We start from the raw sequence: 21,418 nt of genomic DNA, 5'->3' as shown, positions 1-21,418 counted from the left end.
AACCCAAATCAGCCCAACTGCCGCCGGCGATTGATCTCGCTGACCAGCCATCGCATGCGGCTCTTGCCTTGCTCATCCGCAGTGCCCATGATCACCGACTGCTGGAGCATGTCGAGCTCGCGGCGCAACGGCCCCGCCAGCAGCTTGGCGATGGCGGTGTCGAACTCCTGCTCGGCAGGTTCCTCATCAATCTCTTCGCGCAGTACCGCGGCGCGCACATTGGCATAGACCTCGGCGTACGGCGACTGCGCGAGATGTTCGCTAAAGGCCGCGAAGTTCACCTCGCCCTGCAGCTCGTCGCAGGCGGACACCAGGTGCGCCAGCACTTCGGCGTCGGCCTGCTCGTCTTCGAGCAGCAACGCCCGGCTATCGGCGTCGAGCCGGCTCGACAGCTGCGGGTAGCGCATCAGCAACTGCAGCACCCGCTGCTCCAGCCCGGTGGGGGCCTGGCGCTTGGTGCGCGGCCGCGGCTGGGCAAAACGCCCGACCCGCGCCGGGTCGCTCGCCAGCCCGCAGACGGCTTCGATTTCGGCCGGCGTGGTGCCGGTGGCCTCGGCCAGCTCGCGCACGATCTGCAGCCGCAGGCCGCCTGCGGGCATGGACTGCAGCAGCGGCTTGGCCTCGTACTGGGCGCGTGCGCGCCCCTCGGCCTGACGCAGCTCCTGCCCCTCCGACACCACCTGCAGCAGGAAGCGCGACAGCGGCATGGCATCGCGCACCTGCGCGGCAAACGCGTCGGTGCCCTGCTCGCGCACATAGCTGTCCGGGTCGTGCTCGGCGGGCAGGAACAGGAAGCGGATGGTCTTGTTGTCCGCCACGTACGGCAGGCAGGCCTCCAGGGCCCGGCGCGCCGCGCGGCGCCCGGCGGCGTCGCCGTCGAACGAGAACACCACGGCATCGGTCTGGCGCAACAGCTTTTGCACGTGCACCGCCGTGCAGGCCGTGCCCAGCGTGGCCACGGCGTTGGCAAAGCCCAACTGCGCCAGGGCCACCACGTCCATATAACCTTCGACCACCAAAACATAGCCGGTTTCCCGGATCGCATGGCGGGCCTCGAACAGGCCATATAGCTCGGTGCCTTTGCTGAACAGGGGCGTTTCCGGCGAATTCAGGTACTTGGGCTCGCCCTGCCCCATCACCCGCCCGCCAAAGCCGATCACCTGGCCCTTGGTGCTGCGGATGGGAAACATGATGCGGTCCCGGAAGCGATCGTAGCGCCGCGGCTTGCCGTCGGCGTCGCGCTTCTCGGCGCTTTCGATCATCAGGCCGGCTTCCACCAGCGGCCCGGCGATCGCATCGTCGCGGTAATTGCCGAACACCGACTCCAGCCCCTGCCAGTCGTCCGGGGCATAACCCAGGCCAAACTGCGCCGCAATCTCGCCAGTCAGGCCGCGGCTCTTGAGGTACTGGATCGCCTGCGGCGCGCTGCGCAATTGCTTGCGATAGAACTCGGTCGCGCGGGTCATGGCATCGGACAGCGCCAGCGAGCGCGCCTGCACTTCGGCGCGCTGGGCCGGCGGCAGCCGGTCGCGCTCCTCGGGCACGGACAGGCCGACCGATTGCGCCAACTCGCGCACGGCATCCGGGTAGGATTGCCCGGAGTATTCCATCAGGAAGCCGATGGCCGAGCCATGCGCCGCGCAACCGAAGCAGTGATAGAACTGCTTGGTCGGCGAGACCGTGAACGACGGCGACTTCTCGTTGTGAAAGGGGCAGAGCCCCATGAAGTTGGCGCCGCCCTTCTTCAACTGCACGTACTTGCCCACCACATCGACTATGTCGACACGGTTGAGCAGGTCCTGAATGAAGGATTGCGGAATCACCCGGCTTGTCGTCCTATGGCCGAACCACCCGTGGAACCGGGCGGCGGCGATATCTGGTTCATGAAGTGCGTGACCGGCACTGCGCTTTCCGGCCTCTTATCACTACATTGTAGTGCAGACGCAACGGATTGCAGCCAGCGCCGGCGAGGGGTGCCGGGCAAAAAGTGCCCTTAGCCAGACTCCGCGGCCTCCGGCCGCCAGGTGTCGGCTAGCGCCCCGCCCCGCTCAACGCCCCGCCAGCGCGGCCTTGACCAGACCGGAGACGGCGGTCATGTCGGCACGGCCGGCCAGCTTGGCCTTGAGCACGGCCATGACCTTGCCCATGTCCTGCGGGCCGGCGGCGCCGGTTTCCGTGACCGCGGCCTGCACTTCGGCGGCCACTTCCGCATCCGACAGGGCCGCCGGCATGTAGACCTTGAGCACTTCGATTTCCGCGCTCTCCTTGTCAGCCAGGTCGTTGCGGCCGGCCTGGGTGAACTGGGAGATGGAGTCCTTGCGCTGCTTGATCAGCTTCTCGATCACGGCCTGCACGGCGGTGTCGTCGAGCTCGACGCGCTCGTCCACTTCCCGTTGCTTGATGGCAGCCAGCAGCAGGCGGATGGTGCCGAGGCGCTCGGTCTCGCGGGCACGCATGGCGGCCTTCATGTCTTCGGTTACACGGGCTTTGAGGGACATCGCATTATTCCAGGAAAGTGTGGGCGGGATGGTGCCGGCCAGGCGCAACGCCGGCCGTCGGGCCGCCAATGCAAAAACCCGCCGGAGCCTTGCCCACAGCGGGTTTTGATGCGAAACGCGAAGGGTACGCTCAGTACATCTTCTTCGGCAGCATCAGGCTGCGGATACGCTTGTAGTGGCGCTTTTCGGCGGCAGCCTTCTTGCGCTTGCGCTCCGCCGTCGGCTTTTCGTAAAACTCGCGAGCCCGCAATTCAGTCAGCAAGCCGTTTTTCTCGATGGTGCGCTTGAAACGACGCATGGCAACTTCAAACGGCTCGTTTTCTTTAAGGTGGATCGTGGTCATTTTGCTGAAATAAGTAGCAGCTGTTAGCGGTTTTACGAAAGCTACAAGTGTAGCACAACCGCTGTCAAGCCCGTATGGCGGTTTTTTTGCCGCCATGCTGCTTACGACACTCAGGCCGTCCCCGCCGCCATGGCCCTTGCATTCTCCGCCACGGCCTGCCCGGCGGCCACGCCGGATGCCCACGCCCACTGGAAGTTGTACCCGCCCAGCCATCCGGTGACGTCGACCACCTCGCCAATGAAATACAGGTTGGGCACGGTGCGCGCCATCATGGTCGCCGACGACAGCGCGCGCGTGTCCACGCCGCCGAGCGTGACCTCGGCCTTGCGGTAGCCCTCGGTGCCTGCCGGCACCAGTTGCCAGCTATTGAGCGCCGCACCGAGCCGGCGCAGTGCCTTGTCCGGCATATCGTGCAGCGGCTGCGCGCCGTTCAGGCCCGCTGCCGCGCACCAGGCGTCGGCCAGACGGGCCGGCAGGCGCTCGGCGAGCAGGTTGGCCAGGTGCTTGCGGCTGCCACCCTTTTGTTCGAGCAGCCATTCACTGGCGTCGTTGCCGTCGAACAGGTCGATGGTGATCGGCGTGCCAGGGCGCCAGAAGCTGGAAATCTGCAGCACGGCCGGGCCGGACAGGCCGCGATGGGTCCACAGCAAGTCCTCGCGGAAGGCGCCAGCTGTCTTGCCGCTACCCGTCGCAATGTCCACCTCCATCGACACGCCCGCCAGCGGCACGAACGGCGCCCAGCCCTGCCCGTCGAACGTCAGCGGCACCAGCGCCGGGCGCGTCTCGACAACGCCCAGCCCGAACTGGCGGGCAATGCGGTAGCCGATGTCGGTGGCGCCGATCTTCGGGATGGACAGGCCGCCTGTGGCCACCACCAGCGCGCCGGCACGCACTGGCCCGCTTGCCGTCATCAGCAGGAAATCGTCGCCCTCGCGCCTGACCTCGTCCACGCCGCAACCCGTGCGCCAGTGCACGTTGCCCGTGCCGCATTCGGCACGCAGCATCTCGATCACCTGCTCGGCGCTGTCATTGCAGAAGAGTTGGCCGCGGTGCTTCTCGTGCCAGTCGATCTCATGCTTGCGCATCAGCGCGAGGAAATCCTGCGGCGTATAGCGGGCGAGCGCGGAACGACAGAAGTGCGGATTAGCCGACAAGAAATTGGCCGGACCCGCCTGCAGGTTGGTGAAATTGCAGCGCCCGCCACCGGAGATGCGGATTTTCTCCGCCACCTTGGTGGCGTGGTCGATCAGCACCACGCTGGCGCCGCCCTGCCCCGCCACGGCGGCGCACATCATGCCTGCGGCCCCGGCGCCAAGCACCGCCACGTCGAAGCGCCCTGCGCGCGCGCCGGCCTGGCCGGTCTCTGCGGTCTGCTTGCTGCCCATATCTGTCTTGCCCAATGAATGCCTGATCAGTGCCTGCGGAAGAAGCGGCGATTGTAGCGAAAAGCATGGCCAGCGCCGCTGTGCTACCCTGCTGGCCTCACGCCCGGCTGCCGGACCGATGGTCTTCAGCCCGCTCCAACCCCTTGATTTGCCGGCCTCGCTTGATGCCGGCGTTGCCTGCCCCATGCTTGTCCTCGGCATTGAATCCTCCTGCGACGAAACCGGCCTCGCGCTCTACGACACGCAAGCCGGCCTGCTCGCCCACGCCCTGCATTCGCAGATCGCCATGCACCGCGACTACGGCGGCGTCGTGCCTGAGCTCGCCTCGCGCGACCATATCCGCCGCGTGCTGCCGCTGTTGCAGCAGGTGCTCGACGAAGCTGGCCGCACCCGCGCCGACATCAACGCGATTGCCTTCACCCAAGGCCCCGGCCTGGCCGGCGCGCTGCTGGTGGGTGCATCGGTGGCCAACGCCCTGGGCTTCGCGCTGAACGTGCCGATGCTGGGCGTGCACCATCTCGAAGGCCACCTGCTGTCGCCGCTGCTGACACCCAATCCGCCGCCATTCCCGTTCGTTGCCTTGCTGGTTTCGGGCGGGCACACGCAGCTGATGGAAGTGCGCGGCATCGGCGAGTACGCCTTGCTGGGCGAGACCCTGGACGATGCCGCCGGCGAAGCGTTCGACAAGACCGCCAAGCTGCTCGGCCTGAGCTACCCGGGCGGCCCCGAAGTCTCGCGGCTGGCCGAGTTCGGCGTGCCCGGCACGTACGCGCTGCCGCGTCCGATGCTGCATTCGGGCACCCTCGATTTCTCCTTCGCCGGCCTGAAAACCGCTGTGCTCACGCAAACGCGCAAGCTGGGCAATGTGTGTGAGCAGGACCGGGCCAACCTGGCGCGCTCCTTTGTCGATGCCATCGTCGACGTGCTGGCCGCCAAGTCGATGGCCGCCCTCAAGCAGACCGGGCACCGGCGCCTGGTGGTGGCCGGCGGCGTGGGCGCCAACCGGCAGCTGCGCGAGCGGCTGAACCAGCTTGGCGCGCAGAAGAAGATCGAGGTCTACTATCCGGACCTGGCCTTCTGCACGGACAACGGCGCCATGATCGCCTTCGCCGGTGCCATGCGGCTGCAAGCCGCGCCGGAGCTGGCCAAGCGCGACTACGGCTACGGCGTGACGCCGCGCTGGGAGCTGTCGGACATCCGGCTGCCGGAGCGCCCCGCCGCCTGAAGCCAACGCCTCGATGCAGTAAAAAAGCCACCTCACGGTGGCTTTTTTACTGCGGCACGGCGGGCTTACTGCGCGCGCTTGTCGCGCTCGATCACCGCATAGGCGCTGTGATTGTGGATGGACTCGAAGTTCTCGGCCTCCAGCACATAGGCCACGATGCGATCGTCCGCATTCAGGCGCATGGCGATATCGCGCACCAGGTCCTCGACGAACTTGGGGTTCTCGTAAGCGCGCTCGGTGACAAACTTCTCGTCCGGGCGCTTGAGCAGGCCCCACAACTCGCACGAGGCTTCTTCCTCGGCCATGCGCACCAGCGCCTCGACCGGCAGGTCGGCCGCCAGTTCGACGTTCATGGTGATGTGCGAGCGCTGGTTGTGCGCGCCGTACTGCGAGATCTTCTTCGAGCACGGGCACAGGCTGGTGACCGGAACCAGGGCTTTCAGGAAGACCTTGGTGGCGCCGTTGCGCACTTCGCCGATCAGGGTGACTTCATAGTCCATCAACGATTGCACGCCGGATACCGGCGCGGTCTTGTTGATGAAATACGGGAAGGTGACTTCGATGCGGCCAGCCTCGGCTTCGAGCTTGACCAGCATCTTGTCGAGCAGCGTGCGGAAGCTCGCCAGCTCCAGCGGCTCGCGTTCTTCTTCCAGCAAAGCGACGAAGCGCGACATGTGCGTGCCCTTCTGGTCGGCAGGCAGGTGCACGTCGAGATTGAAGGTGCCGACGGTGGCCAGTACGCCGGCCGGCGTCTTCAGCGACAGGGGATAACGCACGCCCTTCACGCCAACCCGCTGGATGGGGATCTGGCGGGTATCGAGGCTCGACTGCACGTCGGGCATCACAAAGGCGGGATTGATGTCATTCATATCGATCAGGTTTCCTCTACGGTCGCGGCATTTTTCGCAGTCAACCTTGCCGCGCAACGAGTGTGAAACCGCGGGGATGGCAAAGCCGATGGCCTCCCGCAGCTGCGAACACAGAACCTGGGATTCTAAGGGAATTTGCCTTTGACTGCCCACGAGCGGGGCGATACCCGTACGGGACGCACGGGTGATGGCATCGGGAAACCATCAGGAAAACCGGCGCGCCCGCAAGCCGCGGGCGCGCCGTTGGCTCAGGCCGCGCGGGTGGCGACGGCAGGCTGGGCCAGGTTGAAGCGCTCACGCACCGATTGCTCGATGCCCTTGGCGTCCAGCCCGCACTGCGACAGCAGGAAGGCCGGGTCGCCATGGTCGACGAAGCGGTCAGGCAGGCCGAGCTGCAGCACCGGCATGGCGATACCGGCGGCAGCCAGCGCTTCGAGCACCGCACTGCCCGCGCCGCCCATCACGCAGCCTTCTTCGACGGTGACGAGGTAGTCATGCTCGCTCGCGAGCTTCTTCACCAGTTCTTCGTCGAGCGGCTTGACGAAGCGCATGTTGGCCACCGAGGCGTCGAGCGCCTCGGCCGCACCCAGCGCCGGATGCAGCATCGAGCCGAACGCCAGGAACGCCACGCGCTGGCCGGCGCGCGCGCCGCCCGTGCGGCGCATCTCGCCCTTGCCCACCGGCAGCGCGGTGAGCGCGGCCTCGGTCGCCACACCCGTGCCGGCGCCGCGCGGGTAACGCACGGCGGTCGGGCAATCCTGCTGGTAAGCGGTGGTCAGCAGCTGGCGGCACTCGTTCTCGTCGGCCGGCGTCATCACCATCATGTTGGGGATGCAACGCAGGAACGCGATGTCGTAGGCGCCCGCGTGGGTAGCGCCGTCGGCGCCGACCAGGCCAGCGCGGTCGAGTGCGAACACCACCGGCAGATTCTGCAGCGCCACGTCGTGGATCAGCTGGTCATAGCCGCGCTGCAGGAACGTGGAGTAGATCGCCAGCACGGGCTTGAGGCCTTCGCAGGCCAGCCCGCCGGCGAACGTCACGGCGTGCTGCTCGGCGATGCCCACGTCGTAGTAGCGGCTGGGGAAGCGCTTTTCGAACTCGACCATGCCGGAGCCTTCGCGCATGGCCGGCGTCACCGCCACCAGCTTGGGGTCGGCGGCGGCCATGTCGCACAGCCATTCGCCGAACACCTGCGTGTAGGTCTTGCGGGCGGGCTTGGTCGACGGGCGGATGCCTTCGGCCGGGTTGAACTTGCCGGGGCCGTGGTACAGGATCGGGTCGGCCTCGGCCAGCTTGTAGCCCTGGCCCTTCTTGGTGACCACGTGCAGGAACTGCGGACCACCGCCCTCGAGGGCGCGCTGGCGGATGTTCTGCAGCGTCGGCACCAGCGATTCGAGATCATGGCCGTCGATCGGGCCGATGTAGTTGAAGCCGAATTCCTCGAACAGCGTCGCCGGCACCATCATGCCCTTGGCATGTTCCTCAAAGCGCTTGGCGAACTCGAGCACCGGCGGGGCGACCGACAGCACACGCTCGATGCCCTTCTTGGTGGCGGCGTAGAACTTGCCGCTCATCAGCCGCGCGAGGTGGCTGTTGAGCGCGCCCACCGGCGGCGAGATCGACATGTCGTTGTCGTTGAGCACCACCAGCAGCGGCAGGTCCTTGTAGACGCCGGCATTGTTCATGGCCTCGAAGGCCATGCCGGCGGTCATCGCGCCGTCGCCGATCACGGCGATGGAAACGCGTTTCTCGCCCAGCGTGCGGGCACCCAGCGCCATGCCCAGCGCAGCCGAGATGGAGGTGGACGAATGCGCGGTGCCGAAGGTGTCGTACTCGCTTTCCGAGCGGCGCGGGAAGCCCGAGATGCCGCCCCACTGGCGCAGCGAATGCATGCGGTCGCGGCGACCGGTCAGGATCTTGTGCGGATAGCTTTGGTGCCCCACGTCCCAGACGACGCGGTCGTCCGGCGTATTGAACACATAGTGCAGGGCAATGGTCAGCTCGACCGTGCCCAGGTTGGACGACAGGTGGCCGCCGGTTTGCGACACCGATTCAAGCACGTAGGCGCGGAGTTCGTCGGCCAGCGTCTTGAGCTGGCGGCGGTCCAGCCTGCGAAGGGCTGCGGGGTCGTCAATAGTTTTGAGCAGTGCGTAGGTCATGATGTCCGTTCGGCGGCCGGATTCTTGTGCCCGGTTGTCAGTGTTTCCTGCTTATCCATTCAATTCGAGCGCAGCACGATGAGATCGGCCAGTTCGCCCAGGCGTCGGGCGCGCGCGCCGAACACCGCCAACGCTTCGTGCGCCGTGGCCCGAAGCTGCTGCGCCAGTTGGCGTGCAGGCTCGAGCCCCATCAGCGACACGTAGGTCGGCTTGTCGTTTGCCGCGTCCTTGCCGGCAGTCTTGCCCAGCGTGGCGGTATCCGCGGTCACGTCGAGGATATCGTCCACTACCTGGAACGCCAGGCCCACGGCTGCGGCGTAGCGGTCAAGCGCAGCCAGGCCGGCTTCGTCCACGGCACCGCAGCAAGCGCCCATGCGCACGCTGGCGCGCAGCAGCGCACCAGTCTTCATGCGATGCATGCCTTCCAGTTCCTCCAGCGACATGGCCAGGCCGACATGCTGCAGGTCGATCGCCTGCCCGCCTGCCATGCCCACGGAGCCGGAGGCCCGGGCCAGTTCCGCTACCAGGCGCAGGCGCGCGGCAGCGTCGAGCGAGGCCAGCAAGGCCGATTCGGCCAGCACAACGAAGGCCTGGGTCTGCAGCGCGTCGCCCACCAGCAGCGCCGTCGCTTCATCGTAGGCCTTGTGCACGGTGGGGCGGCCACGACGCAAATCGTCATCGTCCATGCAGGGCATATCGTCATGCACCAGCGAGTACGCGTGGATCATCTCCACCGCGCTGGCCGCCGCGTCGCAGGCTTCGGGGGCAGCGCCCGCCACTTCACCCGCCGCGTGCACCAGCAAGGGGCGAACCCGCTTACCACCGCCGAGCACAGCATACCGCATGGCTTCGTGCAGCGTGCAAGGCACAGTCTGCGCAGCCGGCAGCCCGGCGTCTAGCGCGGCCTCGGTCCTGGCGCCCGTGGCGCGCATCCAGGCAGTGAAATCACCAGCGTCGATAGCTTGATGCGATTCGCTCATTCGAGGTCTCCGGCGTCGGCGGCCATGGGCTTGAGCACATCGCCCTCCAGCACTTTAACCTGTTGTTCCACGCGTTCGAGCATCTGCTGGCAGTACCTGACCAGTTCTGCCCCGCGCTTGTACGCGGCCAAAGAATCTTCCAGCGGCAAGGCGCCGCCCTCCATGCTGGCTACCAGCGCCTCCAGTTCGGCCATGGCGGCCTCGTAGGAGGCGGGTGGCGCGGAGGCGGACCGCTGGTCGGTCGCGGCCGGATCGGCCTGGGCCGGGGAGCTCGTAGTCTTTGGCATTGCGGACATTGAATCTGGGGAAGCTGGGATTTTACGCCAAAGCGGGACATTGACCGCATCCCATGCAACAGGGGGCATCGACAGCGTTGCCGGAAAGTGACTTGTGCGCTTGGGTCGTCTTTCCGAATGCGCCCCGAACGACACCTCCATGACGACCCGGGTCGACTTTTTCGCTAAAAAGGCTAAATAATCAGTCCCTTAACTTTTTCGGTCGGGTACAATCCGCGGTTCGTCAGCGCGATCTCCATCTTTCCACCCGGAAGCGGGCCAAGGCGCGGCTGACTGTCTTTCCCATATCGATTTCTTTTTCGATGGTTGGGTTGTTCACTGCTTTCGCCTGTCATAGGGAGTGGGGATAATGTCCAATCTCAGCACCGCGCTGAAACTGGTGCCGGCTGATACGCAGTTGCCCGTAAACGTCTACATCGACGAGGCACTGCATCAACAAGAACTGGAACTGCTGTTCAAGAAGGGCCCGGGCTATGTCGGCCACGAACTGATGATCCCCGAAACGGGCGATTTTCAGGCGCTGGCCGCCGAGGACGAGGGCCGCATCCTGGTACGGAATGCCGACGGGATCGAGCTCATGTCCAATGTCTGCCGCCACCGGCAGGCCATCATGCTCAATGGCCGCGGCAATGCGAAGAACATTGTCTGCCCCTTGCACCGCTGGACCTACGACCTGAAGGGCGAACTGCTCGGCGCGCCGCATTTCGCCGAGCGTCCGTGCGTCCATCTGAACCGCTCGCCGCTACAGAACTGGAACGGCCTGCTGTTCGAGGGGCAGCGCGACGTTCGGGCCGACCTGGCACGCCTGGGCGTGGCCGAAGACCTGAACTTCGAAGGCTACCTGCTCGACCACGTCGAGATCCACGAGTGCAACTACAACTGGAAGACCTTTATCGAGGTCTATCTGGAGGACTACCACGTCGTGCCGTTCCACCCAGGCCTCGGGAGCTTTGTCTCCTGCGACGACCTGAGCTGGGAGTTCGGCGACTGGCACAGCGTCCAGACCGTCGGGTTGCACGCGGGCCTGAAGCGCCCGGGCAGCCCCACGTACCAGAAGTGGCATGAGGCCGTGCTGCGCTTCAACAACGGCGTGCTGCCCAAGTACGGCGCGATCTGGCTCACCTACTACCCCAACATCATGGTGGAGTGGTATCCGAACGTGCTGGTGGTCTCCACCCTGCACCCGCTCGGGCCGAACAAGACGCGCAACGTCGTGGAGTTCTACTACCCCGAGGAAATCGCGCTGTTCGAGCGCGAATTCGTCGAGGCCGAGCGCGCCGCCTACATGGAAACCTGCGTCGAGGACGACGAGATCGCCGAGCGCATGGATGCCGGGCGCCGGGCGCTGGCCAAACGCGGCGTCAGCGAGACCGGCCCGTACCAGTCGCCCATGGAAGACGGTATGCAGCACTTTCATGAATGGTATCGCCGCGCCATGTCCTTCACGGACTGACCCGCCAGCCAAGGCCCAGCGGGCCGCGGCATCGACAGCGCAGCGCAGGCGCAAGCAAAACGGACCGCCCAGGCGGTCCGTTTTGCCTTTGGTGCGGTGCACACTCGCTGATACAATCGCCGCTTCCGGTGTGCGCCCGGCGCCTCGCCGCCAGCCTTGCCGGCCATCCGCCCCCTGCGGAGCCTTTCGCGATCCAGTTCCGCGCCCCCGCCCGGAGCCGCTTCGCGCGCTGTCCATTCTTCCTTTCGCCCCACCATGCAATCGCTCTGGATGCTGTTCGCCGCCTTCGCCTTCTCGTTAATGGGGGTGGGCGTCAAGCTGGCATCCGAGATCTATGCCACGGGCGAGATCGTGTTCTACCGCAGCGTGATCGGCGTGATCATCATGTGGACGGTGCTGGCTTCATCCGGCACCTCGGTGCGTACGCCGCACATGGCCATGCATATCAAGCGCAGCTTGTTCGGCGTGACCGCCCTGCTGCTGTGGTTCACCTCGATCACGATGCTGCCGCTGGCCACGGCGATGACCCTGAATTACATGTCGCCGGTCTGGATCGCGCTGATCCTGGGCGCCGGCGCAGCCTTGACCGGCACCGGCGGCGCGGACCGCAAGCTGATCGGCGCCATCCTGATGTCGTTCGGCGGCGTAATCTGCCTGTTGCAGCCTTCCGTCGGCCATAACCAGCTCACCGGCGGGCTGATCGGCCTGATCTCCGGCATGTTCACCGCGCTGGCCTATGTCGAAGTGCGCCAGCTCGGCCAGTTGGGCGAGCCCGAAGGCCGCATCGTGTTCTATTTCTCGGCAGTCGGGATGGTGGTAGGCCTGGCCTGGATGCTGTACACCGGGCCGAGCACCCACACCTGGCGCGGCGCGGGCCTGCTGCTGGCCATCGGCATCCTGGCCACGCTCGGCCAGACCGCGATGACGCGCGCCTACAAGCGCGGCAATACGCTGCTCACCGCCAACCTGCAATACGCCGGCATCGTGTTCTCCAGCCTGTGGGGCATGATTGTCTGGCGCGACCAGCTCAACTGGCTGTCCTGGGTTGGCATGGCACTGATCATTGCCAGCGGCATCGCCACCACGCTGACCCGCGCGCGCGAAGGCTCCAACCAGCAGCCAACCGCCGATACCCCGGTCAAGTCGGCCGAGGCGGAAGTGCACCCCGAGGTGTAGCATCGGGGGTGGCGGACCGTGCTCACCCCGCCGCCCGCGCCCGCCCATGCCTTTGCAGCGCGACTATCCCAACCCAAGGTTACGCCATGTTCACCACCCTGATCTCCAGCCAGGACCTGCGCGCGCTGCGCGAAGACGGCAGCCGCCACAGCGTCGTGATCGACTGCAGTTTCGACCTGGCCAACCCGGCCGCCGGACGCGAGGCCTATCACGTGGGCCACCTGCCCGGCGCCTTCTACCTGCACCTGGACAACGAACTGTCCGGCGAGAAAACCGGCACCAATGGCCGGCACCCTTTGCCGGACCCGAACACGCTGACCGCGCGCCTGCGCGTGCTGGGCGTAAACGATGACACCCAGGTCATTGCCTACGACGCGCAGGGCGGCATGTACGCGGCGCGCGCCTGGTGGCTGCTGCGCTGGCTGGGCCACGGCGCGGTGGCCGTGCTGGATGGCGGCAAGAATGCGTGGGTGGCGGCGGGCCTGCCGCTCGAGGCGGGCAACACGCCGGAGCCCGAAACCCCGGGCAACCTGACGCGCAAGGCGGCGCTGGTGGCCACGGTGGACGCCGGCGCCGTGCTGGCGAACCTGGCAAACCCGACCCGGCTGGTGGTGGACGCCCGTGCGGCAGACCGCTTCCGTGGCGAGAACGAAACGCTGGACCCCGTGGGTGGGCATATCCCCGGCGCGGCCAACCGCTTCTTCAAGGACAACCTGGAAGGCAACGGCAGTTTCAAGCCGGCTAGCGCGTTGCGCCAAGAGTTCGGGCAAGTGCTGGGCAGCAAGCCGGCCAGCGAGGCGATCATGCAGTGCGGCTCGGGCGTGACCGCCTGCCACAACCTGCTGGCACTGGAAGTGGCCGGCATGCCGGGCGCCGCGCTCTATCCGGGCTCGTGGAGCGAGTGGTGCGCCGACCCGGCGCGGCCAGTGGCAAGCGGGTCCTGATGGCGGGCGGCGCAAGCCGCCCGCGCCAGCTTATCTGGCGGCTGCGGCCACGCCATGTGCATGGCCATGGCCATGCGCTTCGTGCACGCCATTGGTGATGAAGAAGATGGCGCAGATCCCGGTGGCGACCAGCACGACCTGGATGATCGATTCGCGCCAGCGCGGCTTGCGCTGCATCTGCGGCATCAGGTCGCTTACGGCGATATAGACGAAGCTGCTTGAAGCAATCACCAGCACGTAGGGAATCCAGCCGCTCATCTGGTCGAGCAGGTAGTACCCCACCACGCCGCCGGCGATGGCCGCCAGGCTGGACAGCAGGTTAAAGGCAAAGGCGCGCGCCTTCGAGAACCCGGCGTTGAGCAGCACGATGAAATCGCCCACCTCCTGCGGGATCTCGTGCGCGGCGATGGCCAGCGCGGTGACCAGGCCGATATGCGGATCCGCCAGGAAGGCCGCGGCGATCACGATGCCGTCGGCGAAATTGTGGAAGGTATCGCCCACCAGGATGGTCATGCCGCTACGGCCAGCTTCCTCCCGGTCATGGCCATGGTGATGGTGGTGCCCATCCCCCTCGTGATGATGCGAGTGGCGCAGCAGCGCGACTTTTTCCAGCAGGAAAAAGCCGAGCAGGCCGGCCAGCAAGGTACCGAACAAGGCACGCGGATCGGCGCCGGACTCGAACGCCTCGGGCAGGGAATGCAGCAGCGCCGTGGCCAGCAGCACCCCCACCGAGAAACTCACCATGCGCTCGACCACGCGCGAAGCCACGGTCAGCGACAACAGCGCCGCGCCAAAGATACTGCCCACCCCCGAGATGGTGGCGGCAAGCAGGATGTAGACAAGCGTGGAATCGATGATGGGCTCCTGGGATCGGTATTCCGCTCCTGGGGAGCAGCATCGACCTCAAACGCAACACTGTTGCAAGAAACGAAGCCCGCATTGTACGTAGATTGCAGCCGGTTTTGCAAATCCCGCGGCACAAGTCGACCTTGTGCCGCGCCGGGCCCCGCTGCAAACGCGCCCCAGGGCGGGCCGCATCTCAAACCCCGTGCTGCTTGAACCAGGCCAGGCAGCGCTGCCAGCCGTCCTTGGCATCGGCTTCCCGGTAACTCGGGCGGTAGTCCGCGTTGAAGGCATGGCCGGATTCCGGGTAGACCACGAACGTGGAAGCCTTGGCAAAGGGGTCGCTCGATGCCGCCAGCGCCGCCTTCATCTTCTCGACCTGTTCCTGCGTGATGCCGGTGTCCTTGCCGCCATAGAGGCCCAGCACCGGCACCTTGAGCTGGCCGACCAGGTCGATCGGGTTGCGTGGCTTGATCGGGGTCGGCTCGCCTACCAGCTGGCCATACCAGGCCACACCGGCCTTGATCTGCTGGCTATGCGCGGCGTACAGCCAGGTAACGCGCCCGCCCCAGCAAAATCCGGTGATGGCGAGCCGGCTGGTATTGCCGCCGTTGTCCTTGGCCCAAGCCACGGCAGCATCGAGATCGCCCATCACCTGCTCGTCGGGCACCTTGGAAATGAGTTTCGCCTGCAATTCCTGGATGGTGCCGAAGCTGCTCGGGTCGCCCTGGCGCGCGAACAGCTCCGGCGCGATGGCGAGGTAGCCCAGCTTGGCAAAGCGCCGGCAGACGTCGGCGATGTGCTCATGCACGCCGAAGATCTCGCTCACCACCAGCACCACCGGCAGGTTGGTCTTGCCTTCCGGCTGGGCGCGGTAAGCCGGCATGTTGAAGCCGCCCGAGGGAATCGTTACCTCGCCGGCTGTGAGGCCTGCGAAATCGGTCTTGATGGCCTGTGCCATCACGGGCAAGGCGGCTGCGGCAAAGGCCGAACCTAGCGCCGTCTTGACGAAGGCGCGGCGGTCAAAGGACTGGCTGGGTACGAGGCTTTCCACTTCTGGCTTCAGCATGCGGTCTCCTGTTTGGCGTGGATGGCGAATCTGGATGGATAGCGCACGGGGTGGCACCGCCGCCGTGGCGAGATCCGATTCTAAGCAAACATGGAGTTCAGCGCACGCAACCGGCAAGCGGGGCGATTCGCAGCGATTCGCCCGGCGCCGGCGCGTGTCAGTGCAGCTTGACGCGCGGGCTGGTCTTGCTGCGCAGCCAGTGGGTCACGGTATCCAGCCCCATGCCCACGGCGCCGTGCAACGCCATGACGTGCATGCGGTACAGCGAGCTGTACATCACACGTGCCATCAGCCCTTCGATAAACATGGAGCCGCCGATCAGGCCGCCCATCAGGCTGCCGACCGCGCTGAAATGCCCCAGCGACACCAGCGAGCCCAGGTCCTTGAAGGCAAACGTCGGCAGCGGCTTGCCACTCAGGCGCGCGCGCAGCGCGCCGTAGAGGAACATGGCCTGCTGGTGCGCAGCCTGCGCGCGCGGGGGCACCGCGCCCTGCTTCTCTGGCCAGGGGCAGCTGGCGCAATCGCCAAAGGCGAAGATATCGGGATCGGCCTCGCTTTGCAGCGTGGGCTTGACGATGACCTGGCCCATGCGGCTGACCGGCAGGTCCAGGGTGGACAGCACCGCCGGCGCGGTAATGCCGGCGGCCCACACCGTCAGGTCGGCGTCGACCCGCTTGCCGCTGGCGGTCAGCACCGCGTCCCCGGTGACTTCGGTCACGCGCTCGGCGGTGAGGACTTCGATATCGAGCTTGTGCAGCAGCTTGGTGGTTTCGGTGGACACGCGCTCGGACAGCGCGGGCAGGATGCGCGGGCCGGCCTCGATCACGTGGATGCGCACATCGCGGCGCGGATCGAGCTGATGCAGCCCGTAGGCGCTGAGCACGTGCGCGGTATTGCGCAACTCGGCAGAGAGCTCGACGCCGGTGGCGCCGGCACCGATGATGGCAACGTCCACGCGCGGGCGGCCGTCCTCGCCGATGCGCCCGCGCCCGTTCTGGGCGCGCACGCAGGCCGAGATCAGCTTGCGGCGGAAGCGCTCCGCCTGGTCCACGGTGTCGAGCGCGATGGCGTTCTCGGCAGCGCCGGGCACGCCGAAGAAATGCGTGACGCAGCCAATCGCCAGCACCAGGGTGTCATAGGAAAGATCGCGTGCGGGCAAGAGCTCCGTGCCGTCGAGGTCGACACAGGCCGCCACCGAGATCGTCTTGCGATCCCGGTCGATGCCGGTCAGCTCGCCTTGCTGGAATTCGAAATGATGCCAGCGGGCCTGCGCCACGTATTCAAGCTGATGGGTGTGGGGATCCATGCTGCCGGCGGCAACTTCATGCAGCAGCGGTTTCCAGATATGCGTGGGGGAGCGGTCCACCAGCACCACCTGCGCGGCCCCGCCCTTGCCGAGCTTGTCGCCCAGCCGCGTGACCAGCTCCAGCCCGCCTGCTCCTCCTCCGACTACGATGATGCGATGCGCCCTTCCCTCTGTGCTCATGATCTACCCAGTGTCGTCGATATTCTTTTGCGGGGCCTGACGCGCGCCAGTGACCTCGGCTTTTCATCAGTCTGCTGCACAGCAGCACAACTGGCAAGACGCCATTCACCGATTCAGCGGTCGCTTCAATCGAAACCAGGATGCAGGAATACCGGGACGGGTGCAATCCCGGGACAGCCCCGAAGGCCGCCCCGCGAGCTTAGTGCGCCTCCTCCCAGTTGCTGCCGGTGCCAACCTCGGCCACCAGCGGCACACGCAGTTCAGCCACGCTGCACATCAGTTCCGGCAACCTTACCTTGACCAGTTCCAGCTCGGCCTGCGGCACTTCCAGCACGAGCTCATCGTGCACCTGCATGACCTGGCGCGTGCCCAGGCCATCGCGTTCCAGCCAGTCCTGCACCGCGATCATCGACAGCTTGATCAGGTCGGCGGCCGTGCCCTGCATCGGCGCGTTGATGGCGGCGCGCTCGGCGCCCTGGCGGCGCGGGCCGTTGCCGCCATTGATGTCCGGCAGCCACAGGCGGCGGCCGAACACGGTCTCGACGAAGCCCTGCTCGCGCGCGGTCTGGCGCGTTTCTTCCATGTACCGCGCCACGCCGGGATAGCGCATGAAATAGCGGTCGATGTAGTGCTTGGCGGCCTCGCGCTCGATGCCGAGGTTGCCGGCCAGGCCGAAAGCGCTCATGCCGTAGATCAGGCCGAAGTTGATGACCTTGGCATAGCGGCGCTGCTCGCTGCTGACGGCATCCGGCGCCACGCCGAAGATCTCCGCAGCGGTGGCGCGGTGCACGTCCTCGCCCTCGGCGAAGGAGCGCATCAGGTTCTCGTCGCCAGAGATATGGGCCATGATGCGCAACTCGATCTGCGAGTAGTCGGCCGACACGATCACGTTGCCCGGCCCGGCGATAAAGGCCTCGCGGATGCGCCGCCCTTCCTCGGTGCGCACCGGGATGTTCTGCAGGTTGGGCTCGGTGGAAGCCAGCCGGCCGGTCACCGCGGTGGTCTGCCCGTAGCTGGTATGCACGCGGCCGGTGGCCGGGTTGACCATCTTCGGCAGCTTGTCGGTGTAGGTGGACTTGAGCTTGGCCAGGCCGCGGTAGTCCAGCAGCAGCTTGGGCAGCGGGTAATCCTCGGCCAGCTTCTGCAACACCTCTTCGTCGGTGGACGGCGCGCCGCTGGCGGTCTTCTTGACCACCGGCAGCTTCATCTGGCCGAACAGGATCTCGCCGATCTGCTTGGGCGAGCCCAGGTTGAAAGGCTGGCCCGCAGCCTCGTACGCGGCCTGCTCCAGCGTCAGCATGCGCTGGCCGAGCTGCGTGCTTTGCGCGCCCAGGCGCTCGGCGTCGATCAGCACGCCGTTGCGCTCGATCTTCTGCAGCACCACCGAGACCGGCATCTCGATCTTTTCGTAGACGTAATGCACCCCCGGCAATGCCTCGACCTGCGGGTACATGTTGCGATGCAGGCGCAGCGTGACGTCGGCATCCTCGGCCGCGTACTCGGTGGCGCGCGCGATGTCGATCTGGTCAAAGCCGATCTGGCTCGCGCCCTTGCCGCACACTTCCTCGTAGCTGATGGTCTTCAGGCCGAGCAGGCGCTCGGCCAGGCTGTCCATGCCATGATTGCGGTGGGACGCCAGCACGTAGCTTTGCAGCATGGTGTCGTGCACGATGCCGCGCAGGCTGACACCGTGATTGGCAAAGACATGGGAATCGTACTTCAGGTTCTGGCCGACCTTGCCGCGCGACGGGTCTTCGAGCCAGGCGCGCATGCGCGCCAGCACGGCCTCGCGCGTGAGCTGGCCATTGGCTTCCAGGCCCACCACATCCGGGCCGCGGTGCGCCACCGGGATATAGCAGGCTTCGCCCGGCTCGATCGACAGCGAGATGCCAACCATCTGGGCCTGCATCGGGTCCAGCGAGGTGGTCTCGGTATCGATGGACACCAGCGGCGCGGTTTCGATGCGCCGCATCCAGGCCTCCAGCGCCGCCTCGGTGGCCACGGTTTCGTAGCGGATCTGGGCCGGGGCCGGGGCGCTGTCGAACAGGCCGCCCTGGGCCGGACCCGGGTCGGCTCCCGCCGCCGCGGCGCCGGCCGCAGGCGGCGCCGCGCTTGCGCGTGCCTGGGCGCGCGGGTTGGGCAGGCTTTCGCCGGTGGCCTCGCGCAGCCAGGTCTTGAAGCCATAGCGCGCAAAGAAGTCAATCAGCTTGTCCTTGTCCTCGCTGCCACCCTCGAGTTGGTGGAAGTCGGCCAACGAGCTCGTCAGGTCGCAATCGGTCTTGACCGTCACCAGCTCGCGCGCCTTGGGCAGCCACGCCAGCGTGTTGCGCAGGTTCTCGCCCACCACGCCCTTGATGCCGGAGGCATTGGCCATGACATCGTCGAGCGTGCCGTACTCGGTCAGCCATTTGACCGCGGTCTTGGGGCCCACCTTGGGCACGCCGGGCACGTTGTCCACGGCGTCGCCAATCAGCGAGAGATAGTCGACGATGCGCGCCGGCGGCACGCCGAACTTGGCGGCCACACCGGGCGGGTCGAGGATTTCGCCGCTCATGGTGTTGACCAGCGTGACATGGTCGTCGACCAGTTGCGCCAGGTCCTTGTCACCGGTGGAGACCACCGTGCGCATGCCTTCGGCGGTGGCCCGGCGCGCCAGCGTGCCGATCACGTCGTCCGCCTCCACGCCTTCCACCACCACGATGGGCCAGCCCAGCGCACGCACCGCTTCGTGGATCGGCTCGATCTGCCTGGCCAGGTCCTCGGGCATCGACGGGCGATGCTCCTTGTAGGCCGGATACAGGTCGTCGCGGAAGGTCTTACCCTTGGCGTCGAACACGCAGGCGCTATACTCTGCCGGGAAATCGCTGCGCAGCTTGCGCAGCATATTGATCATGCCGTAGATTGCCCCTGTGGGCAGGCCCTCACCGTTCCTCAGGTCCGGCAGAGCGTGATACGCACGATACAGATAGCTCGACCCATCGACGAGCAAGAGTGTTTTTGGACTATCCGACATTCCCATGGACTCAAAATTGACTGGTGCCGCCGCAGGCGGTGCGAACGCCGCCCCCCCTTCCGACGCAGCCGGCGCCGATAACCCGGCAGCGGCCCTCAAGCAGGCCGCGCAAGGCAGTATTACCACCGCGGCCGATATGGACGTGAACGTGACGGTCAGCACCGCTGCCGATGGCCCGGGAGATACGTCTCCCGCCGCCGGCATCCGCGCCAACCCACGCAAGATGATTCCCAGCCTGCGTGCGCTGGCCGACGAAGACCGCGCGACTGCAAAGAAGGCGCGCGCTTCGTGGCAAATGTTCACGATTATGGCAGAGTTCATCGAGGCGACCGAGTACCTCTCGGAGATCCGCCCGGCGGTATCGATCTACGGCAGCGCGCGCCTGCGCGAGGACTCGCCTTACTACCAGCGCACCATCGAGATCGCCCGCCTGTTCTCCGACGCCGGCTTCGCGGTGATCTCGGGCGGCGGCCCGGGCATCATGGAGGCGGCCAACAAGGGCGCCCACGCGGGCAAGTCGGCCAGCGTAGGCCTGAACATCGAGCTTCCGCACGAGCAGCAAGGCAATCCCTACCAGGACATCGCCATGCGCTTTCGCCACTTCTTCACGCGCAAGGTCACATTCGTCAAGAATTCGGACGCCTTTATCGTGATGCCGGGCGGTTTCGGCACACTGGATGAGCTGGCCGAAGTGCTGACGCTGGTACAGACCGGCAAGTCCCGCGCCGTGCCGGTGGTGCTGTTCGGCAGCCGCTTCTGGAAAGGCCTGCTTGACTGGTTCCGCTTCACGCTGCTGCCGATGGGCCTGATCGCCGAGCATGACCTCGACCTGATGAAGATCGTGGACGAGCCGCACGAAGTGCTCGAAGCGGTATATGAGTACTACGAGCAGCGCGGTGGCGACAACCCGATCCCGCCCAAGGAAGAGATGTTCTACCTGTAAGCCAGGTAGAACAGGCCCGCCAGGCGGCTTCCGGGCACCCCGCCCGCCCCGCAAAGGTGCCCGCAGGGTCACCGCGAGGGGCCCGGCGCGGGCAGGAATTGCTAGAATGGAAGCCTGACACACTGCCAAAGCCCGGCGCCGCCGGGCTGCAGCGCCATTTGTGGCGCAGCATGCCCCCGGCCTGCTGCACCGCGCAGGAGCCTTCAATGACCTCCCCCTCACTCCTGGCCACCGCCCGCGCGCAAGCGCCGCAGCCGCTTGGAGCCCCCCGCCCGGCCGCCCTGCGCGCGCTGGCTTTTGCGGCACTGGTGGCGCTTGGCGCCCCGGCCGCGGTGATGGCGCAGCCGGCCGAGCAGGCAGGCGGCGCGCTGACCCAGCAAGAGCTGAACCAGATCAACGACCGGCCGATCACCTCGCCGGCCAAGACCCAGCTGAACCAGCCGCGCGAACCGAGCTTCCAGCTCAATGAGCGGGATGGCACGCAGATCCGGGAATACAAGAACAAAGGCCAGGCCACCGATATCGAGGTCAAGTCCGGCATGGGCACCAAATACCAGATGAGCAAGCCGGAAGACAGCTCGCCGAAGATCCGGGACCACGACACGAACCGCGTGCCATCGGTCAAAGTGCTGCAATTCTGAGCATCGGGGCGCCAGGTCTTAGAATCCCGCCTTGCGCACCCTGATTTTCGCGTCCGTTCTTGTTTTTGCTGCCTGGTTTCTGCTGTCTTGTTTCT

At 66.3% G+C, this 21,418-nt stretch carries 18 protein-coding genes; 6 read left to right on the top strand and 12 right to left on the bottom strand.

Annotated elements, in window-relative coordinates:
- Positions 1-8: 8 nt before the first annotated feature.
- The 4 genes from dnaG to A9975_RS32205 form a co-directional block, all read right to left on the bottom strand.
- Positions 9-1,823, bottom strand: a complete 1,815-nt coding sequence (dnaG, locus tag A9975_RS32220; protein ID WP_183036277.1) for a DNA primase — start codon at positions 1,821-1,823, stop codon at positions 9-11.
- Between the two features lie 225 nt (positions 1,824-2,048).
- Entirely contained in the window at positions 2,049-2,498 is a 450-nt protein-coding gene (locus A9975_RS32215) for a GatB/YqeY domain-containing protein (RefSeq protein ID WP_183036276.1), read from the bottom strand.
- A gap of 130 nt (positions 2,499-2,628) precedes the next feature.
- Positions 2,629-2,841, bottom strand: coding sequence for a 30S ribosomal protein S21 (rpsU, locus tag A9975_RS32210; RefSeq protein ID WP_043348281.1), 213 nt, complete (start codon positions 2,839-2,841; stop codon positions 2,629-2,631).
- A gap of 110 nt (positions 2,842-2,951) precedes the next feature.
- Positions 2,952-4,226 carry an NAD(P)/FAD-dependent oxidoreductase gene (locus A9975_RS32205; RefSeq protein ID WP_183036275.1) on the bottom strand — a complete coding sequence of 425 codons (1,275 nt, stop codon included), beginning with the start codon at positions 4,224-4,226 and terminating at the stop codon, positions 2,952-2,954.
- Positions 4,227-4,410: 184 nt separating this feature from the next.
- Between A9975_RS32205 and tsaD the strand changes: the two genes are divergently transcribed.
- Positions 4,411-5,451 (top strand): tRNA (adenosine(37)-N6)-threonylcarbamoyltransferase complex transferase subunit TsaD, encoded by a 1,041-nt coding sequence (tsaD, locus tag A9975_RS32200; protein ID WP_150984190.1) that lies wholly within the window; start codon positions 4,411-4,413, stop codon positions 5,449-5,451.
- Between the two features lie 65 nt (positions 5,452-5,516).
- Here the strand turns inward: tsaD and folE2 are convergent, their stop codons facing one another.
- The 4 genes from folE2 to A9975_RS32180 form a co-directional block, all read right to left on the bottom strand.
- On the bottom strand, positions 5,517-6,320 hold the full coding sequence (gene folE2 / locus A9975_RS32195; RefSeq protein WP_150984189.1) for a GTP cyclohydrolase FolE2: 804 nt from the start codon (positions 6,318-6,320) through the stop codon (positions 5,517-5,519).
- 248 nt (positions 6,321-6,568) lie between these two features.
- The gene (gene dxs / locus A9975_RS32190) at positions 6,569-8,479 is read right to left on the bottom strand and encodes a 1-deoxy-D-xylulose-5-phosphate synthase (RefSeq protein WP_183036274.1); all 1,911 of its coding nucleotides are present in this window, start codon (positions 8,477-8,479) and stop codon (positions 6,569-6,571) included.
- 59 nt (positions 8,480-8,538) lie between these two features.
- On the bottom strand, positions 8,539-9,459 hold the full coding sequence (locus tag A9975_RS32185; RefSeq protein ID WP_183036273.1) for a polyprenyl synthetase family protein: 921 nt from the start codon (positions 9,457-9,459) through the stop codon (positions 8,539-8,541).
- Positions 9,456-9,746 carry an exodeoxyribonuclease VII small subunit gene (locus A9975_RS32180; protein WP_043348298.1) on the bottom strand — a complete coding sequence of 97 codons (291 nt, stop codon included), beginning with the start codon at positions 9,744-9,746 and terminating at the stop codon, positions 9,456-9,458. Before A9975_RS32180 ends, A9975_RS32185 begins: the two co-directional genes overlap by 4 nt.
- A gap of 358 nt (positions 9,747-10,104) precedes the next feature.
- On the opposite strand from A9975_RS32180, the gene A9975_RS32175 reads away from it, so the two are divergent.
- The 3 genes from A9975_RS32175 to A9975_RS32165 all read left to right on the top strand — a co-directional run bounded on the left by A9975_RS32175 (position 10,105) and on the right by A9975_RS32165 (position 13,328).
- The gene (locus A9975_RS32175; protein ID WP_174428233.1) at positions 10,105-11,208 is read left to right on the top strand and encodes an aromatic ring-hydroxylating dioxygenase subunit alpha; all 1,104 of its coding nucleotides are present in this window, start codon (positions 10,105-10,107) and stop codon (positions 11,206-11,208) included.
- A 255-nt stretch (positions 11,209-11,463) separates the two neighbouring features.
- On the top strand, positions 11,464-12,384 hold the full coding sequence (locus A9975_RS32170) for a DMT family transporter (RefSeq protein WP_183036272.1): 921 nt from the start codon (positions 11,464-11,466) through the stop codon (positions 12,382-12,384).
- Positions 12,385-12,470: 86 nt separating this feature from the next.
- Positions 12,471-13,328 (top strand): sulfurtransferase, encoded by an 858-nt coding sequence (locus tag A9975_RS32165; protein ID WP_183036271.1) that lies wholly within the window; start codon positions 12,471-12,473, stop codon positions 13,326-13,328.
- A 30-nt stretch (positions 13,329-13,358) separates the two neighbouring features.
- On the opposite strand, the gene A9975_RS32160 is transcribed toward A9975_RS32165, so the two are convergent.
- The 4 genes from A9975_RS32160 to polA all read right to left on the bottom strand — a co-directional run bounded on the left by A9975_RS32160 (position 13,359) and on the right by polA (position 19,739).
- Positions 13,359-14,186: a ZIP family metal transporter gene (locus A9975_RS32160; RefSeq protein WP_052494643.1), complete on the bottom strand. Its 828-nt coding sequence runs from the start codon at positions 14,184-14,186 to the stop codon at positions 13,359-13,361.
- Positions 14,187-14,367: 181 nt separating this feature from the next.
- Positions 14,368-15,240 (bottom strand): dienelactone hydrolase family protein, encoded by an 873-nt coding sequence (locus tag A9975_RS32155; RefSeq protein ID WP_183036270.1) that lies wholly within the window; start codon positions 15,238-15,240, stop codon positions 14,368-14,370.
- Positions 15,241-15,397: 157 nt separating this feature from the next.
- Positions 15,398-16,726, bottom strand: a complete 1,329-nt coding sequence (locus A9975_RS32150; RefSeq protein WP_183036269.1) for an NAD(P)/FAD-dependent oxidoreductase — start codon at positions 16,724-16,726, stop codon at positions 15,398-15,400.
- Between the two features lie 199 nt (positions 16,727-16,925).
- Entirely contained in the window at positions 16,926-19,739 is a 2,814-nt protein-coding gene (gene polA / locus A9975_RS32145; RefSeq protein WP_183036268.1) for a DNA polymerase I, read from the bottom strand.
- A gap of 4 nt (positions 19,740-19,743) precedes the next feature.
- Between polA and A9975_RS32140 the strand changes: the two genes are divergently transcribed.
- On the top strand, positions 19,744-20,682 hold the full coding sequence (locus A9975_RS32140; RefSeq protein WP_253928737.1) for a TIGR00730 family Rossman fold protein: 939 nt from the start codon (positions 19,744-19,746) through the stop codon (positions 20,680-20,682).
- A 206-nt stretch (positions 20,683-20,888) separates the two neighbouring features.
- Complete coding sequence (locus A9975_RS32135) at positions 20,889-21,323, top strand: hypothetical protein (protein WP_255504151.1); 435 nt, start codon at positions 20,889-20,891, stop codon at positions 21,321-21,323.
- Positions 21,324-21,418 lie beyond the last annotated feature (95 nt).

The organism is Cupriavidus sp. UME77, assembly GCF_014170355.1.
Classification (GTDB): Bacteria; Pseudomonadota; Gammaproteobacteria; order Burkholderiales; family Burkholderiaceae; genus Cupriavidus; species Cupriavidus basilensis.
The sequence above is the reverse complement of the archived record's forward strand: the minus strand, read 5'-3'. Positions and strand labels throughout refer to the sequence as shown.